This is a genomic window from Desulfosporosinus paludis (assembly GCF_045689965.1).
GTDB lineage: Bacteria > Bacillota > Desulfitobacteriia > Desulfitobacteriales > Desulfitobacteriaceae > Desulfosporosinus > Desulfosporosinus paludis.
This window is the reverse complement of record NZ_CP144211.1, coordinates 2029008-2046120: the sequence shown is the minus strand read 5'-3', so window position 1 is coordinate 2046120 and position 17113 is coordinate 2029008. Positions and strand designations below refer to the sequence as shown.

The window sequence follows — 17113 nt, the reverse complement described above, 5'->3', positions numbered from 1 at the left end:
TTTATTCCCCCGAATTTGGATTGAACTTGTAGCCTATGCCATAAACGGTCATAATAATCTTAGGATCACTAGAGGTGGTTTCGATTTTCTGACGAATCTTTTTAATATGGGCATCAATCACGCGGTCGTCCCCATCGAAGTTGTGGCCTTGAACGATCTCCACCAACTGCCCTCTTGAGTACACACGCCCTGGGTGTTTCGCCAAAGCGCCAAGAATCTTGAACTCGGTTGGGGTTAAAGAGACTTCCTGATTATGAAGCCGAATCTCATGCTGTATGTTATCGATGGTGAGGCCGTTGTCATAGGCGACCACGTCCGCCAGAGGTGCGGTGTCGCTGCTTGTTCGCCGGAGTACAGCGCGGACACGGGCAACTACTTCACGAGGGCTGAAAGGTTTTGTGATGTAGTCATCAGCCCCAATACTTAACCCTTGGATTCGGTCCTCCTCTTCGATTTTAGCTGTGAGTATGATGATAGGCACAGAGGATATTTTGCGAATCTCAGTACAAATTTCTGTTCCCGACATGCCTGGGAGCATTAAATCTAAAATTAGTAGATCGAAGGGATTTTCCTTGAACATGGTTAGAGCAATAAGGCCGTTTACTGCGGTGCTAACTTGAAACCCCTCCTGTTGAAGATAGGCCTTGAGTACAGTCGTTATTTTTTTCTCATCATCTACTAGTAAAATTCTCACAGGGGGCAAACTCCTTTCGATAACTCGTTTATGATTATAATAATTATACAAGGAAGCAATTGCTTTCAGCAATTGAGAAATTCGGGGGAGAACTATGAAGACAAAGGTTAAAGTCCTGATATTACTCTTGGTTAGTGTCTTGTCGATGATGGCTTTATTGGTACCGAGATTCAGTGGATCAACGGAATTCACCCCAGCAAATCGTCCGCAAATTGCCTTTGAAGATGCGAAAAAATCGGGAAAACCAATCTTTTTGGAGTTTTACGCCAAGTGGTGACCTGCTTGTAAGAGCATGGAGCCCGTGGTGCTGGCTCTAGAGAAGAATTATAAAGAGAAGATCAACTTTATTATTGTTGACGTTGACAGCCAAGAAGGGCAGGTTCTCATCCAACAATTTAATATTTACTATATCCCGGCTTTTTTCGTCCTTGACCGGCAGGGACAAATTACCTACAACAATACTGGACCTCAAAGTAAAACCACCTTAGAAAATGCCATAAATTCAGGGAATAAAACCTATAGCGGGTATGAAGTGTTCTTTAAAGAAACGATCCCGAATGCTTTGGCCTCAGGTGGGCTGTCGATCTTAGTTCTAGTCTTCTTGGGGGGAGTGATCACTAGCCTAAGTCCCTGCATATTATCCATGTTACCGGTTATGTTGGGGTACATCGGGGGTTTAGAAAAACCTACTAAAACTAAAGGCTTTATCACTTCTGCTTTTTTTGTGCTAGGATTGGCTGTTACGTTCTCAATATTGGGGATTACTGCAGCACTGCTGGGTAAAGTTTTTGGGCAGATCGGGCCTGCATGGCGTTATATTATCGGTTTTTTGGCAATTGTCATGGGCCTGCAATTAATCGGTGTTCTTAACATCGAGTTGCCTGGTCTGAAAACTATGCCTGAGAAAAGAGGAGGAGCACTAGGGTCGTTTGGAGTGGGTTTATTATTTGGCCTGGTCGCTTCGCCTTGCGCAACTCCTGTCTTAGCAGTTTTAATGACTTATGTAGCCGGACAAGGTGTACTATGGTTTGGGGCTTTATTACTCTTCATTTATGGGCTGGGTCATGGCTTACCCCTGATAATTGCAGGTACATTTACAGCCTTGTTGAAGAGTCTGCCTCGTTTTCTGAAGTGGAGCCGCAATATTACCTATATAAGTGGCGGGATACTCATAATCTTGGGATTATACTTCCTTGGACAAACTGGCAGATAATATACAGCTAACAAGGGGAAGAATAAATTTCCCCTTGTTTCACTTTAAACGTTCTTTTCGTTACGCTCTGGAATTGAAAAGAATCAAGAAGAGAGAGATTCCTAGATATAAGAGAGTGCTTCTAAAGGATCTATCTCGGTGACTCGTTTCCTTAAAAGTACTGAAAGAATCCCGATTAAGACTGAGGTGCTAAGAGCAGCCAATGCTGTTAAAGGATGAAACTGAAAGGCAACGCTTTTTTGGAAAACTACAGGGCCAAGAAGTGTGGGGATTAATTCACCTAAAAGATAACCGATGACTCCGCCAGAAAGGCTAATTAAGACGATTTCTCGGGTTAGAATGGACAGAATATGGTAACGACGAAAACCAAGTGCTCGGAAGACCCCTATTTCTGTTATACGATCATTGATGTTCCCCGACGTTGTGATACCTACGATTAAGATGCCGATTATTCCCAGCAGGAGGGAAGTTATTAAAGAAAAGTTTGAAAACCGGTCAACACTTTCCTGAGTTCCTTGAACTAATTGAGATAGTTCAGATACTTTGGCGTCCGGGAACATTTCACTCAAGCGGGCAACTGTTTTATCCGGCTGAGATGCATTGAGTTCGATCATGGACCAAGCATCTATTCCAGTCAGGTCGCGAGATGTCTTGAACGTGGTAAATACTCCGTTGTCTTCTGACCCACCCGTTTCCTGCATGACACCTGCTACGGGGTAACTCTGGCCGTTAAGTTTTAAAGTGCTTCCAATCACAAGGTTATCTTGTCGTGCAAGACTCGAACCGATTATAACCTGTCCGTCCTTGGGCGCTTGCCCTTGAATATGCCACCAAGGCTTCATTTTAAGTTCAGTGGGGAAGTCCACGCCAATAATCAGATAATGTTTACTGACGCCTGAAGCCGAACCAATGATTTTAGGAGCAATTCCGGTAATCCTAAGGTCTTTAGCGCTAGAAAGTTGCGACACAAGATCCTTATTCAGATGTTCAATTTCGTAATTCACCCCAGGAACAGAGAGTCCCCCGTAGCTTAGAGTAAAATGTTCAGATTTAGGAGTAATTATGATGTTGGCGCCATATTGGCCTAAAGTTTTGGCTAATTCGTCTTGCATAGTTTTAGCCAATGTATTCAACGAGACAGTTAGACTGACAACTAAGATGAAGGTCAACAATAAAAAAATGGTTTTGCCTTTGCGGCGAAGCAAATTTTTGATGGCAATGTTCGTTAAAGTCATGACTCCCTCCATATTTGAAATCACATATAGCGTAACGAGGCAGTTGGATCAAGGCTTGCTGCTCTCCAAGCCGGATAAAGGCTGGCGATGACTCCGATTAATAGTGAGCCGCCCAGTGCTAAACTAAGCAAATTAGATTGCCAAGGTATCTGAACTTGTGTTTTGATTAAAATTGAGCCAAGATTCACCGCAGCACTCATTCCAAGAAAATAACCTAATACACCTCCCAGAACACTTAAAATGCCCGCCTCAGTTAGGATAGTTTGGAGAATGTGGCGTTTTCTAAATCCTATGGCCCGCAAGACCCCGATTTCTCGGGTTCGTTCCTCAACAGAAGATTTCATAGTCATGGTTATTACCAGGCTGCTTGTTAAGAAAAGAATCAAAGAGACGCTTCTAGCAAATAAATTGAACTTGTTTACTGTTTCATTTCGAGATTCGATCGTAGATCTTAGTGCGGTAACTTTAGTACCGGGTAAAACAGCCGTTAACTGTTTGCTTACCTCATCAATAGGACAAGAATAGCAAAAAGCAGCAGCTTCTATAAGGCTGATGGCGTTGGGTTTGTTCGCTAGTTTTTGCAGTAGGTTCAAATCAATAAACACAGCTTGGTCATTTTCAGCTGAGCCTGTAGGCTGAATGACTCCTGCCACGTTAAAATTCTGCCCTTTGATGGTGACTGTTTGGCCGGGTTTCAAATCTAGAGTATGGGCAACGTCACTTCCTAGAATAACCTCGTTGGCTGTTGGAATATGCTGACTGCTGAGACCGTCTACTTTCCACCATTTTTTTAGGCGTAATTCCTGGGGGAACTCAACACCCAGCAATAAAATGTCCTGTCCTTTGATGGTCGTATTGACTAAAAGCTTGGGGGCAATAGTAGCTAGAGTTTCCTTGTTTTTAATTGTTTTCATAAGAGGGATAAGGGACATGTCCAGCGCCTTGACTTGTGTCGGAGCTTCAACTGTTATGCCCCCAAAGGTTAAGGCTTGTCCGGTGTCTGGAAGAATGAGGATATTAGAACCAAATTGATCAAGCTTGTTGGCAACATCTTCTTTCATGGCTTGAGTTGTCGTATACAGGAAAATAATCGAAGCCACTCCAATAATGACACTGAGTACTAATGAAGCCGAGCGCATTTTGCGGCGACGTAGGTTTTGAATGGCTATAGTGGTTAAACGCATTTGTTTCCTCCCTTAGGATTCTTGAGGAATTGAGGCAAGAATCCCATCCCGGATATAAACGGCCCGGGTAACCCAATCTAGGTTTTCTTGATTATGTGTAACCATGATAATGGTTAAACCGTCTTGGTTAAGAGTTTGAAATAATGACAATAAATCCTTGGCGGTTTTCGAATCGAGGCTTCCGGTGGGTTCATCTGCGAAAATTATGGAAGGACGATTAACGATGGCTCGAGCAATAGCCACTCGATTTTGTTCACCACCGGATAATTGGTTCGGGAGGCGTTGAGTTTTGTTGCCTAAGCCAACTTTGTGGAGGACTGTCTGAGCCATCTCTTGCTGTTCTCTTCCAGGCCGAGAGGTTATGGCCAGAGGAAGCATGACATTTTCTAAGGCAGTGAGGTAGGGAATCAATTGATATTGCTGAAAAACAAAGCCCACGTATTCGTGGCGGAAATCAGCTAATCGTTCAGGTTCCAAAGCATAAACATCAATATCATCAATGAAAAGTTTGCCGGAGGTGGGCGGATTTAATCCACCGAGAATACTTAATAAGGTGCTTTTTCCCGAGCCGGATGGTCCCATTAAGGCCAAAAATTCTCCCTCGTTAATCTCTAAATTAACGTTTTTCAAAGCTTCAACACTGCCGTCTCCACCTTTATAAGCTTTGGAAAGCGCACAAACTTTTATTAAAGGCATTTGAGAGTTTCCTCCTGTTCTAAGAAATATAAGAGCATTTAAGTATTTTTAATCGTAAATGGGCACTATCCATACCGTAAACGGCACTATGGGGTTACAAAACTGAGCTATTGTTTGAGTAGTTAACCCTATAACTTAGTTTGTCTATATGGGAATATCTTACCCATCGTATTTTATTAAAGCTGATTGAAAAGGTTTTGAGGAAAATAACCTCCTGTTTAGTATGAAGGGGGCGTTGCAAAACGAACTAAAATAGTTCGTAAGCAACGCCCCTTTTTTTCCTACTAGAAACAAAACTGCAGGTCCCAAAGAACCCGCAGTTGTCGTATAATTTGAGTTATGCTAACAACCAAATTACACTCTAAAAATTATACTGAATTAAGTGGACACTATCAATTAGTTCTACCATTTAATTTTGATGTGTTAATACCGGAGGATGACTCAGTTCGACTGCTAAGCCACATTTTGGAGGGATTGAATTACGAAGCGTTGTATCAGGCCTACTCTTCCACTGGAAGAAAACCTGTAGTCGAACCCAAAATCCTGTTCAAAGTAGTAGCCTATGCCTATATGAACAACATTTACTCAAGCCGCAAGATTGAAGTTGCTTGTAAAAGAGACATTAACTTCATGTGGTTGTTGGAAGGATGCAAGGCACCAGACCACAGCACCCTTGCTCGATTTCGGAAGAACTATTTAAAGGAATCCATAGAAGACCTCTTTTTCCAAATGGTGACGTATTTACACAAGCTTGGGGAAGTAGAGTTTAAGAACCTTTTTGTCGATGGAACAAAAATTGAAGCCAATGCTAACCGTTATACGTTTGTCTGGAAGAAAGTCGTTACTAAGAATGAGACCAAAATGTTCTTGAAAATTCAATCCTGTCTTGAGGAGATCAATTTGACCTATCTAAAGGACTTCAAGGCAACCAAAGAAACGTTACTTAAGGACCTTAAGGCGGCCCTCTCCTACCTAGAAGAAAAACGTCAGCAAGAGCAGATTGAATTTGTCCATGGTATTGGAAAACGGAAATCAGAGCTACAAAAGTTTACAGAAGACCTGAAGGAATTCTATACCCGTCAAGAAAAGTACAACAGACATCACCAATTCTTCGAAGGAAGAAATAGCTACTCCAAAACCGATCCTGATGCGACCTTCATGCATATGAAAGATGACCATATGCGCAACGCTCAGTTAAAGCCGGCTTACAATGTTCAGATTGGCGTGGAAAGTGAATATGTAACAGGGGTTGGGATTTTCCAGGATCGTAACGACATAGCCACACTCATCCCTTTCTTAAACACGCTGGAATCTAAACTACAGGCCCATTATGAAAATGTTACTGCAGACTCTGGTTATGAGAGTGAGGAGAATTATCTTTATCTCGAAGGGAAAAAGCAGACCTGCTACATAAAGCCGCAAACCTATGAACAATGGAAAAAGAAACGCTTCAAAAAGGATATCAGCAAGCGAGAAAACATGGTTTACAATGCAGAAATGGATGAATACACCTGTCATAACGGAAAACAACTCAAACTAGTGGGAATTACCCATCGAACATCGGCAACGGGCTACCGATCTGAAATCACGATCTATGAATGTGAAGACTGCCGTGATTGTCCTTGTAAAAGTCAATGTACAAAAGCTAAAGGCAATCGAAGAATGCAAGTATCTAAAACGTTTGTGGCCAAACGCCAGGTATCGTACGGAAACATTACCACCGAAAAAGGGAGACTACTCAGAGTAAATCGATCCATACAGGTCGAAGGAGCCTTTGGGGTACTCAAAAATGACTATAACTTTAATCGCTTTTTGACACGAGGTAAAAACAGTGTAAAAACTGAATTTATGCTGCTGTGTTTTGGGTATAACGTGAATAAACTTCACGCTAAAATACAGAATGAACGAATTGGTAAACCCCTTCATCCATTAAAAACGGCTTAAAAAGGGGTCGAAAAAACAGTCTCATCTAGAAGGCTTATTTTGCTATACACAAATTTAAGTAGAAAATAGAGATTGAGCATTGCAATCAAACCACTTAATATTTTCCACAGTAAAAAGAAATGGGGAGCATCGCTTGCTACTTCAAAATAGTAGTTTTGCGACACTCCCTTGACAATTCATCATATAACAGTTTATTGGAATTAAACACGAGGGGACCAGGCATCCAGCACGCTTTGAGGAATTTCAAGGTTATCGCCGTTTAAGCTATAGGTCAATGCTTGAGGCGGGTAGGTTTGACAACCGCCGCTGATTCCCTTGAGTGTTTGGAGATTCCAAGTAGTGCCACACGTGTTGCAAACTATCTGATTGCCGGAAATATGAAAGGAATCCCCTTTGCAGGGTTCACAGTAACTTACAGCCACCATCACTTTACCATCAGGTTGGATAAATGCTGTCAGGGGTATGGTCTTTCCGTTGAAGCTATAATCAGTCTTAATAAACTTCTTTTCTTTTAAGTCACTCAGTGATGTGACTAGTTCTTTTCCATTTTCAATCTTATTTGCAACTATGGTCTGTTCTAAGCTATCGTTAGAGCTATAATCGATTTTCTGTCCAATATCAGCGGCAGGATTGACTGAGTTACTTGGTTTATTGCTGTTAAGCACGAAATAAGAACTAATGATTAGCGCAACTGCTACGATACCGGCAAGGCTGTAGAGACCTGCTTTACTCTTCTTTGGTTGAGTGAATTTTTGTTTTTTCTCTTCACGATAGTCTTTCATTAGAAATCCTCCTTATTGACGTTTAAATACATTTTGTTTAACGTTTAAGTTCAAGTGAATAAGAATCTTAACATGAATTTGAAAACTGGGAAATTTAAAAACCATAAACAAGAAAATAACCAGCTAATTATGAATTTTTTTGGCTAATTTTCATAGTTGTAATTCTTGGTTTTTTAGGACAGTTAATCTAAATGCAAATGGGATGCCAAGTTGCGCACGGAATGTGATTATGTTCTAATAGAAAGAAGAGTCAAAAGCGGCTCCAGCGAGGTATATAGGTATTTTTAAGGGACAAAAATAATTAATGTCAGAAGTTTTTGGTTCTGTGAAACTTGAACGGCGGCAAAATTATCTTCTCTGAGGAATGGATCAGGGGAGTTGGTGTGGGATAAACCACAGCATAGTGTGTCATATCCCACACCAACTCCTGATCTTGTTATTATTGGATATATGTGGAATTTTTATGGAATTATACTTTTAGAAATGAAAATAATTGCAGAGGGAGTGGCGAGGTGCGCCGGATTTTGGTGGCTGATGACGAAGCAAATATGCGCTGGGTTCTGGAACGGGCTTTAACAAAAGCCGGTTATGACGTAGAAACAGTAGAGGATGGGCAACTTGCCATAAATCGGGCTTTAGCAGAGCGGCCTGATATTGTCCTGGTGGATTTGAAAATGCCGAAACAAGATGGCCTAAGTGTTTTGCGAGCGTTAAAAGAGCAGTATCCCGATTTGCTCGTGGTCATGATGACCGCTCATGGCAGCACCTCGACAGCTATTGAGGCTATGAAGGCCGGGGCTCAGGATTATTTGATGAAACCTTTCGACATAGATGAGCTGCTGATAACGGTGGCTAAGGCCTTTGAAGTAGAGAGCTTACGCGAGCAAGTAAATTATTTAAAACAAGAAGCCCGACATGAAGGCTGGCAGTTGGTTGGCAACAGCGAGAAGATACAAGCGGTTAAACATCTGGCCGAAAGGGTCGCTCCAACACCTGCAACAGTACTTATTCTTGGAGAGTCGGGTACGGGAAAAGAGCTGGTTGCCCATGCGATACATACCTTAAGTCCGCGGGTTGATGGACCTTTTATCCGAGTGAATTGTGCTGCCTTGACAGAAACCCTCTTGGAAAGCGAATTGTTTGGACACGAGAAGGGCGCTTTCACAGGCGCCCATACCCGTAAAACCGGTCGATTTGAATTGGCAGATGGGGGAACGCTCTTCCTCGATGAGATAGGTGAGCTGTCCTTGAATGTTCAGGCCAAACTGTTGCGGGTACTTCAGGAGCGGATGTTTGAGCGAGTTGGTGGAGAGAAAACCATTAATGTCGATGTGCGAATTATTGCGGCGACGAATCGAGACTTACTTAAAGAGGCTCAAGAAGGACGCTTTCGGGAAGACTTGTATTACAGACTCAATGTTTTCCCAATTTCTGTGCCTCCATTACGAGAGCGACGAGAAGATATTGCCTTACTGGCAGAGCATTTTTTGGAAAGACTTAAGACTTATGGCGGAAGCAAGATTTTCGCTCCGGAAGTTCTGTCTCGCCTAACGTCCTACAGTTGGCCGGGGAATGTGCGTGAATTAGAAAATGTTGTGGAACGGATGGTGATTATTTCTCAAGGGGCAGTGATTGGAATGGAGAGTTTGCCGCTCTTTGACGAACCTCCGACTTTAGCAAAGAATTCTGAACCCTTTGTGTTGCCGCCAGAGGGAGTCTCTCTCGAGGAGATTGAGAAATCCTTTCTCCAGCAGGCTATGGAGCAAACGGGAGGAAACCAAAGTCAGGCAGCAAAACGGTTAAGACTTTCCAGACATGCTTTCTTATATCGATTGGAAAAGTATGGCATAGATCCTCACTGGGGGATATAAAAAATGGAGCATAACGAACCTGCTGAACAAAATCGTATAAGGGCTTTTTGTGATCTAATTGCCATAGGGCTTGTTGTTGCGATTTTGACGGCTATTCACTATACTAATTACCATTATGAAATGAATTACCATATTCTTTTGCAATTCGCCTACTATCTTCCGGTGATCTATGCAGCTATGCGTTTTGGCCCCGCAGGAGGAATCTTATCCGGATTGGTCATTACTCTCCTTATCTTGCCGTTCATGACACATTTCCATGATATGAATCCATCCGCCGTTTATACCCAATGGGTGGAGATCGGCTTGATTAATGTTATTGGCTGGTTGACAGGATTTTTAACCGGACAGGAACGGAGAGCAAAACGCAAATATCAACTTGCCTTAACTGTGCAAAAAGAATTGGTGGAGAAATTAAGACGAGAAGGTTTGGAGCGTGAACGCTTAGAGGAAGAGATCAGACAAACCGAACGGTTAACGGCCTTGGGACATATGAGTGCCGGTTTGGCCCATGAACTTCGCAATCCCTTAGGGATAATGAAGGTGAGCATCCAACTTCTGGCACAGGAAAAAGTCGATGACGGAGTCGTTTCAGAATATTGTCGGGTCCTTTTGGAAGAGTGTGAGCGATTAAATCGTTTGGTGAATGAGTTTTTGAGCTTTGCTCGTCCTAAAGAGCCGATACGTGGGAGAGTCACCATGGGCAAACTCTTGGACGAAGGAGTTGCGTTGATTCAGCCTGCTTTGCGCCAGCACCATATCCAGTTAAAGCAAGTACGAAGTCATCTTGATGAGCAGGAGGTTGAGGTGGATCTGGACCAAATGAAGCAAGTCATCCTGAACATTTTGCTCAATGCCATTGATGCCCAGAATGAAGGCGGCATCATCTGCATTGAAGGTGTTCAGCAAGAAGGCTTTGCAGGCTTAGCTTTTAGTGATGAGGGACCCGGTATTTCGCCAGATACGATGCCTTATATCTATGATCCATTTTTTACAACAAAGGAAAAAGGGACTGGATTAGGTTTGTCCGTTGTACACCGTATCCTGGATCAGCATGGAGGCAAAATAACCGCCGCGAACCGCCTTGAGCGAGGAGTCCGGGTGGAGATCTTGTTGCCTATACTCAAAAATAGAAATTAATCATCCGATTCGATACGCAGCAGGAAGGTTCTTTTGCTTGACTTCAAGTGAGAGAAACAGCCTGCTGCTTTTCATTCACTCTTAAAATCTGAAAAGGGGATTGACAGTGGATTCTGAAAAAGCTAAAATCGTACTAGAATGTAACCGTTTACATGAGTTTATATAATTTTAATTTTTAAGAGATGGTCTTATTTGAAAAATAAAATAATTGACGAAAACCGCCTAATTAGCAAGGTTTTTGTTGGAATTATACAGAGTTAAATATTTTACTCGAGAGTTATAGTACACAGGAACTGATTGTAAATGTAACCGATTACATGGAATGAAGAGGGTGGATTCATTGGCGACGATTCGAGATGTTGCTCGTTTAGCGGGGGTGTCGGTTGCTACAGTCTCCCGAGTAATTAACCAGAAGGACCTTGTGAATCCTGAGACTGCAGGACAAGTACTTAAAGCGATTGAGCAGCTTCAATACGTGCCAAACGCTGTTGCTCGAGGCTTGGCAGGTAAGAGGATGGGGATTATTGCCCTTATCTTGCCGGATATTTTGAATCCGTTTTTTCCTGCTTTGGCGCGAGGTGTCGAGGATGTAGCCCATAAGCAAGGTTTAACAGTTATCTTAGGCAACTCAGATGATCTTGGTTTGAAAGAAAGTTCGTATATTAAAGTTCTTAAGAAAAAATACGTCGATGGTTTTATTTTTGCTTCGAATACGATTCGTGAAGAAGATGTTATCGCGTTGCGAAGAGAGGGTATTCCGATTGTTTTGCTGGATAGAGGGTTAACGACAACTGCTTGTCCGATTATCCGCTCCAACAATCGAGAAGGTGCTAAACTCGCTGTACAGCATTTGCTGGATCAGGGTTGTCAGAGGATCGCCCATATTTATGGCCCCCAGGAATTCATCACAGCACGGGAGCGTTTGTTGGGCTATGAAGATATTATCGGAGAATCACAGGGTTTCTCCCCCAGCTTGATGGTACCAGGGCATTTTGATATTGAAAGCGGCCGGAAGGGTGTGGCACAATTATTGGCGCGTCATCCCGATATTGACGGAATTTTTGCCGGAAATGATCTTATGGCTGTAGGAGCCCTTAAGGCCTTGCATGAACGGGGAATTCGAGTCCCGGAACAGGTTAAAGTTTGTGGATTTGATGGTATCGGTTTAACAGAGATTACGGAACCTGAATTAACGACTGTGGCCCAGCCAATCTATGAGATGGGTGGGTTGGCCACGCGAATCTTGCTGGATGAAATCGAGAGCGGGATCAGTGAGAATACAATCATGGAACTTGATGTTACCTTAGTTTCCAGAAAATCCACTCAGAGGGGGCAGAACTAAATGCAGCAGCAGCCAAAGATTGTCGTTATTGGTAGTTTAAATATGGATTTGGTGGTTAAGGCCCTCCGTGCTCCCAAACGTGGGGAAACCGTCATGGGAGAAGAAATTCACTTTATTCCCGGTGGTAAAGGCGCTAATCAAGCTGTAGCGCTGGCCCGTCTGGGTGCTGTGACCACAATGATTGGAGCAGTTGGGTCGGATGCCTTTGGTGAAGAACTCCTAAAAGCCCTGCAAAAGGATGGAGTGAACACTTCGAGTATTAAAGTTCTTGCTTCAGAACCTACGGGAGTTGCTTCGATTCTCCTGGCTGAAGGAGATAACAGTATCGTGGTGGTTCCTGGGGCGAATGCCCAATGTTCAGCAGAGGACTTGGAGCGGTCCGAGGAAAAAATTGCCGAAGCAGACCTTGTTTTATTACAGCTTGAAATTCCGCTTGCGACGGTTGAGCACGCGGCTAAGTTAGCCCGCAGGCACAGGAAGATCGTAATGCTCAATCCAGCCCCGGCCCAAAGCCTTCCTCAGGGCTTACTCAACAACGTGGATTATTTGACGCCGAATCGTTCGGAGTTATCTTTAATAACGGGGATAGCTGAAGATTCTCCTATCGTTCGGGGAATTGAGCGAGTTTTGGAGTTTGGCGTTTCTTCTTGCATCACGACATTGGGTGCTGAGGGAGCCGCTTTTATGGAATCAAGAGGCAGGTTGACTCACGTTCCCGGTCATAAAGTTCCGGTAGTGGATACCACGGGGGCAGGGGATGCCTTTAATGCCGGATTAGCCTTTGCCCTTGCCCAGAAAAGGGACATTCGGGAAGCTGTCGTTTTTGCAGGTCAGGTTTCAGCCTTAGCGGTCACTAAATTTGGGGCTCAAGGCGGGATGCCAAGGTTAAAAGAAGTAGAAGAGTATTTTCGGGAGGAACGACGATGAAGAAGATCGGCATCTTAAACAGTGAAATATCCCGAGTGATCAGTGAGCTGGGACATATGGATACCCTCGTGATTGCTGATGCGGGATTACCCATTCCGGCTCATGTCAAAAGAATCGATTTGGCTTTAAAAGAAGGAGTTCCATCGTTTATCGAGACGGTAAAAACCGTTCTGCAGGAAATGTGTGTGGAAAAGGTTTTTGTGGCTCAAGAGATGGCGGTGTCGAGCCCCGCTAAACAGGAAGAACTGCTGACAGTGCTGCCTGAAGTTCCAGTTAAGGTTATCTCACATGATGAGCTTAAAGCCCTTACGCATCAAGCCAAAGCAGTGATCCGCACCGGCGAATTTACTCCTTATGCTAATGTCATTCTCGAAGCGGGCGTAATTTTCTAATCTGCGAGGAGGATTCAAGTATGTCAGATCTCCTGGTTATGGAGGGAATTAGTAAAAGTTTTAGCGGGGTTACGGTTTTGGATAATGTCCAGTTTTCCCTTCGGCAAGGGGAAGTTCATGCCTTGATGGGGGAGAATGGAGCGGGCAAATCTACCCTGATGAAGATCCTTGCTGGAATATACAGCAAAGATACCGGGTCCGTCCAAATTGAAGGAACTGAGTCTGCAGCGACTTCTCCGAAAATTGCCCAACAGTTGGGGGTTGCCATTATTCATCAGGAACTTAACATGATCCCTGATCTATCCATCCGAGAAAATATGTTTTTAGGGCGAGAACTTAAATGGGGGCATACTGGATTCGTGAACCAGGCTCTCATGCGCAGCGAGGCCAAGGACTATTTAAATCAGCTGGGAATGGATTTAAACCCAGATGGTTTGGTCGGAGAACTTTCTGTCGGACAACAGCAAATGGTGGAAATTGCCAAGGCGCTTTCGATGAAGGCTAAGATTCTAGTCCTTGATGAGCCGACCGCGGCTTTGACAAAACGCGAGATCGAGAAACTCTTCCAGCTCATTGAGAGGTTGAAAGCTCAAGGAGTGGGAATGATCTATATATCTCACCGCATGGAAGAAATCTTCCAAATCAGTGATCGGATTACTGTGCTGAGGGACGGGCGTTATATCGGCACTCGGGAGACGAAAGTTACCACGATGGATGAGTTAGTCCAGATGATGGTTGGCCGAGAGATTAAGGAACGTTTCCCGAAGGTAGAAACGGAGATTGGGGAAGAGCTTCTTCGGGTGGAAGGTCTTTCCCAAGAAGGAAAGCTCTACGACATCAACTTGAGCGTGCGGGCTGGAGAGATCCTTGGGATTGCCGGTTTGATGGGAGCCGGTCGTACAGAATTGACCAAAGCTCTCTTTGGAGTCGAGAAATGTCAGGGGAAGATCTTCGTCAATGGTAAATCCGTTAGTCTTAAAAATCCCAGAGAGGCCATCAAGGCAGGTCTGGCCTTGATTACGGAGGATCGGAAGGGAGAAGGTCTCATCTCCGATCTCTCGGTACGGGAAAATTTAGCCCTGCCAAACTTGCGCTCACTTTCTAAGTTCGGCTTTATTAGCCATCGGATGGAAGGGGACTTTGTAAGAGAAAGTATTTCGAAACTGAAAGTCAAAGTCCACAATTCCGAGCAATGGGTAAGCTCCTTAAGTGGAGGTAACCAACAAAAAGTTGTCATCGGCAAGTGGCTGGCGACACGTCCTAAAGTTTTAATCCTCGATGAGCCGACACGAGGCGTGGATATCGGAGCGAAACGAGAGATTTACGATTTGATGAATCAGCTCGTTCAAACAGGAGCCGCTATCATTATGATTTCCTCGGAACTTCCAGAGGTTCTCGGCATGAGCGATCGAATCCTGGTTATGCATGAAGGGCGAATCACTGGGGAATTTTCACGAGAAAATGCTACGCAGGAAGCGATTATGGTTGCAGCTACAGGAGGGAAAAATCATGGGTAAAGTTCAAGGAAAACGAGGAATCTTGCAGCGCATGGGCCCCCTAGTGGGACTGATTCTAATTGTCGTAATCTTATCAATTACCAGTTCGGATTTTCTTACCGTCAGCAATGTGTTTAACGTGCTTCGTCAGGTTTCCATCAATGCCTTGATTGCCTTTGGAATGACGTTTGTCATTTTGACGGGAGGGATTGACCTCTCTGTTGGTTCGATTATTGCCCTTTCGAGTGCCTTTGCAGCTGGAATGATGGCTGCCGGAACGAATTCCTGGCTCGCTATAGGGGCAGGTGTAGTGGCAGGGACAATTATGGGGACGATAAATGGGGTTGTTATCGCGCGAGGAAAGGTAGCGCCCTTTATTGCCACTCTTGCGACCATGACAATATTTCGAGGGTTAACCCTGGTTTATACACAAGGGAGACCGATAACTGGGCTGCCTGACGAGTTCGGTTTAATTGGACGAGGATATCTCTTCCAAATTCCTATGCCCGTAATCTGGATGTTGGTGGCCTTTGGAGCACTTTATGTCCTGTTGAAATTTACGTCTTTTGGTCGTCATGTTTTTGCTTTAGGCGGCAATGAAGAAGCAACCCGACTTTCGGGGATTAACACAAATCGAGTCAAAGTTCTGGTCTACAGTATCAGCGGCTTGTTAGCCTCTGTAAGCGGTATTATCCTGACTTCGCGTCTTAACTCTGCCCAGCCGACGGCGGGGACATCCTATGAACTCGATGCTATTGCAGCCGTTGTTTTGGGAGGTACGAGTCTTTCGGGGGAAAAGGATGGATTGCCGGAACCTTAATTGGAGCCATGATCATAGGTGTTTTAGATAATGGCTTAAATCTTATGAACGTTTCATCCTTTTACCAACAAGTTGTCAAAGGTGCTGTTATTTTAGTGGCAGTCTTGTTGGATCGTTCGAAAGGGAAGTAATCGGGGGGCTTCGGCGAAACCAATCCTACGGCGCAGAGTATCATCATTGGAAGGTTTGATATTGAAGCCTCGATGTTGGTCTTAGCTAAAACAAGTTCACATGTGGTTCTCTGACTGAAGACTCAAACTCTTTAGTCTTGGACATAGATGCTCTTAGAGGGGAGGATGCGATGGCTCAGTGACGGGGGCAATTCGTTATGGCTTACTGGTGCTCATCTAAATTAATGCTGGTGACTTGGATCACCCAACAAGAAATAGGAAGGAAGAGGAAACATGAAAAGAAAACATAGTCTATGGATGATGATTCTCGTAGTTGTTATGGCGGTCAGTCTCATTGGTTGTGGGTCAACCCAATCTAGCCTGGAGAACAAAGATGCAGCGAAACCTACAGCAGCAAAAGTAACAATCGGCTTTTCTGTCTCAACGTTAAATAACCCATTCTTTGTAACTCTCAAAGATGGTGCTGACAAAGCAGCTAAAGAAGCAGGCGCCGACTTAGTCGTTGTTGATGCTGGCGATAACACTGCTAAGCAAATCAGTGATATTGAAGACCTGATTCAGAAGAAAGTGAGTGTCCTCCTGATTAACCCAACTGACAGTGCAGCCGTCGTTTCTGCCGTAGAATCCGCCAACAAAGCCAACATCCCTGTAATTACCGTTGACCGGGCTTCTAATGGAGGCAAAGTGGTTTCGCATATCGCCTCGGATAATGTAAAAGGCGGCAGCATGGCTGCTGACTATATCTTGAAAGCTCTTGGCAACAAAGGAAACATCGTAGAATTGCAAGGAACTGCCGGAACATCAGCAGCAAGTGATCGTGGTAAAGGTTTCCACAGTGTTGTCGATGGCAAAGACGGCGTGAAAGTTGTCGCTTCTCAACCTGCCGATTTTGATCGTGCTAAAGGATTAAGCGTTATGGAAAATATCCTCCAAGGAAATAAAGACATTCAAGCTGTGTTCGCTCAAAATGACGAAATGGCTTTAGGAGCTCTTAGCGCTATTCAAGCTGCAGGAAAGAGCAATATCTTAGTCGTTGGTTTCGATGCCACTGATGATGCTGTAAAGGCTGTTAAAGACGGAAAAATGGCAGCTACAATTGCCCAAAAACCAGACTTAATCGGGAAAACCGCAGTGGAAACTGCCATGAAGGTAGCTAAAGGGGAGAAAGTAGACGCTAGTATTCCAGTAGCGTTGGAACTTATCACAAAGTAATCGAGAACATTTTAAAAGAGGCCGAAGCATTTGCTTC

Annotated in this window: 15 protein-coding genes and 1 pseudogene; 11 read left to right on the top strand and 5 right to left on the bottom strand. The window is 44.0% G+C overall.

Going from position 1 to position 17113, the window contains the following annotated elements:
• Position 1: 1 nt before the first annotated feature.
• A complete protein-coding gene (locus tag VZF35_RS10325) occupies positions 2-694 on the bottom strand; it encodes a response regulator transcription factor (protein ID WP_407313345.1) in 693 nt (230 codons plus the stop codon).
• Between the two features lie 94 nt (positions 695-788).
• Between VZF35_RS10325 and VZF35_RS10320 the strand changes: the two genes are divergently transcribed.
• Positions 789-971 carry a hypothetical protein gene (locus VZF35_RS10320; RefSeq protein WP_407313343.1) on the top strand — a complete coding sequence of 61 codons (183 nt, stop codon included), beginning with the start codon at positions 789-791 and terminating at the stop codon, positions 969-971.
• A gap of 15 nt (positions 972-986) precedes the next feature.
• A complete protein-coding gene (locus VZF35_RS10315; protein WP_407313341.1) occupies positions 987-1907 on the top strand; it encodes a cytochrome c biogenesis protein in 921 nt (306 codons plus the stop codon).
• A 101-nt stretch (positions 1908-2008) separates the two neighbouring features.
• On the opposite strand, the gene VZF35_RS10310 is transcribed toward VZF35_RS10315, so the two are convergent.
• From VZF35_RS10310 to VZF35_RS10300, 3 genes are read right to left on the bottom strand one after another with little or no spacing between them, the layout of a single operon-like run.
• Positions 2009-3142 (bottom strand): ABC transporter permease, encoded by a 1134-nt coding sequence (locus VZF35_RS10310; protein ID WP_407313339.1) that lies wholly within the window; start codon positions 3140-3142, stop codon positions 2009-2011.
• A gap of 20 nt (positions 3143-3162) precedes the next feature.
• On the bottom strand, positions 3163-4326 hold the full coding sequence (locus VZF35_RS10305) for an ABC transporter permease (protein ID WP_407313338.1): 1164 nt from the start codon (positions 4324-4326) through the stop codon (positions 3163-3165).
• Between the two features lie 12 nt (positions 4327-4338).
• Positions 4339-5022, bottom strand: a complete 684-nt coding sequence (locus VZF35_RS10300) for an ABC transporter ATP-binding protein (protein WP_407313336.1) — start codon at positions 5020-5022, stop codon at positions 4339-4341.
• A gap of 339 nt (positions 5023-5361) precedes the next feature.
• Between VZF35_RS10300 and VZF35_RS10295 the strand changes: the two genes are divergently transcribed.
• Positions 5362-6966 carry an IS1182 family transposase gene (locus tag VZF35_RS10295; protein WP_407305670.1) on the top strand — a complete coding sequence of 535 codons (1605 nt, stop codon included), beginning with the start codon at positions 5362-5364 and terminating at the stop codon, positions 6964-6966.
• A 200-nt stretch (positions 6967-7166) separates the two neighbouring features.
• Here VZF35_RS10295 and VZF35_RS10290 read toward each other — a convergent pair whose 3' ends face one another.
• The gene (locus tag VZF35_RS10290) at positions 7167-7748 is read right to left on the bottom strand and encodes a DUF2318 domain-containing protein (protein WP_407313334.1); all 582 of its coding nucleotides are present in this window, start codon (positions 7746-7748) and stop codon (positions 7167-7169) included.
• A 512-nt stretch (positions 7749-8260) separates the two neighbouring features.
• Here VZF35_RS10290 and VZF35_RS10285 point away from each other — a divergent pair.
• The 8 genes and pseudogenes from VZF35_RS10285 to rbsB all read left to right on the top strand — a co-directional run bounded on the left by VZF35_RS10285 (position 8261) and on the right by rbsB (position 17076).
• Entirely contained in the window at positions 8261-9619 is a 1359-nt protein-coding gene (locus VZF35_RS10285) for a sigma-54-dependent transcriptional regulator (protein ID WP_407313332.1), read from the top strand.
• A 3-nt stretch (positions 9620-9622) separates the two neighbouring features.
• Positions 9623-10756 (top strand): ATP-binding protein, encoded by a 1134-nt coding sequence (locus VZF35_RS10280; RefSeq protein WP_407313330.1) that lies wholly within the window; start codon positions 9623-9625, stop codon positions 10754-10756.
• Positions 10757-11096: 340 nt separating this feature from the next.
• Entirely contained in the window at positions 11097-12098 is a 1002-nt protein-coding gene (locus VZF35_RS10275) for a LacI family DNA-binding transcriptional regulator (protein ID WP_407313328.1), read from the top strand.
• Complete coding sequence (gene rbsK / locus VZF35_RS10270) at positions 12099-13025, top strand: ribokinase (protein WP_407313326.1); 927 nt, start codon at positions 12099-12101, stop codon at positions 13023-13025. It begins immediately after the preceding gene.
• Positions 13022-13417: a D-ribose pyranase gene (rbsD, locus tag VZF35_RS10265; RefSeq protein WP_407313324.1), complete on the top strand. Its 396-nt coding sequence runs from the start codon at positions 13022-13024 to the stop codon at positions 13415-13417. Before rbsK ends, rbsD begins: the two co-directional genes overlap by 4 nt.
• A 20-nt stretch (positions 13418-13437) precedes the next feature.
• Positions 13438-14934, top strand: coding sequence for a sugar ABC transporter ATP-binding protein (locus VZF35_RS10260; protein WP_407313322.1), 1497 nt, complete (start codon positions 13438-13440; stop codon positions 14932-14934).
• Positions 14927-15864: pseudogene (locus VZF35_RS10255) on the top strand (ABC transporter permease). The gene VZF35_RS10260 and the pseudogene VZF35_RS10255 overlap by 8 nt, the downstream one beginning before the upstream one ends.
• A 273-nt stretch (positions 15865-16137) precedes the next feature.
• Positions 16138-17076, top strand: a complete 939-nt coding sequence (gene rbsB / locus VZF35_RS10250; RefSeq protein ID WP_407313320.1) for a ribose ABC transporter substrate-binding protein RbsB — start codon at positions 16138-16140, stop codon at positions 17074-17076.
• Positions 17077-17113 lie beyond the last annotated feature (37 nt).

Coding starts and splice junctions, on each gene's coding strand:
- rbsB (WP_407313320.1), top strand. CDS start 16,138: ATGAAAAGAAAACATAGTCTATGGATGATGATTCTCGTAGTTGTTATG.
- VZF35_RS10300 (WP_407313336.1), bottom strand. CDS start 5,022: ATGCCTTTAATAAAAGTTTGTGCGCTTTCCAAAGCTTATAAAGGTGGA.
- rbsK (WP_407313326.1), top strand. CDS start 12,099: ATGCAGCAGCAGCCAAAGATTGTCGTTATTGGTAGTTTAAATATGGAT.
- rbsD (WP_407313324.1), top strand. CDS start 13,022: ATGAAGAAGATCGGCATCTTAAACAGTGAAATATCCCGAGTGATCAGT.
- VZF35_RS10295 (WP_407305670.1), top strand. CDS start 5,362: ATGCTAACAACCAAATTACACTCTAAAAATTATACTGAATTAAGTGGA.
- VZF35_RS10280 (WP_407313330.1), top strand. CDS start 9,623: ATGGAGCATAACGAACCTGCTGAACAAAATCGTATAAGGGCTTTTTGT.
- VZF35_RS10310 (WP_407313339.1), bottom strand. CDS start 3,142: ATGACTTTAACGAACATTGCCATCAAAAATTTGCTTCGCCGCAAAGGC.
- VZF35_RS10290 (WP_407313334.1), bottom strand. CDS start 7,748: ATGAAAGACTATCGTGAAGAGAAAAAACAAAAATTCACTCAACCAAAG.
- VZF35_RS10320 (WP_407313343.1), top strand. CDS start 789: ATGAAGACAAAGGTTAAAGTCCTGATATTACTCTTGGTTAGTGTCTTG.
- VZF35_RS10315 (WP_407313341.1), top strand. CDS start 987: ATGGAGCCCGTGGTGCTGGCTCTAGAGAAGAATTATAAAGAGAAGATC.
- VZF35_RS10260 (WP_407313322.1), top strand. CDS start 13,438: ATGTCAGATCTCCTGGTTATGGAGGGAATTAGTAAAAGTTTTAGCGGG.
- VZF35_RS10305 (WP_407313338.1), bottom strand. CDS start 4,326: ATGCGTTTAACCACTATAGCCATTCAAAACCTACGTCGCCGCAAAATG.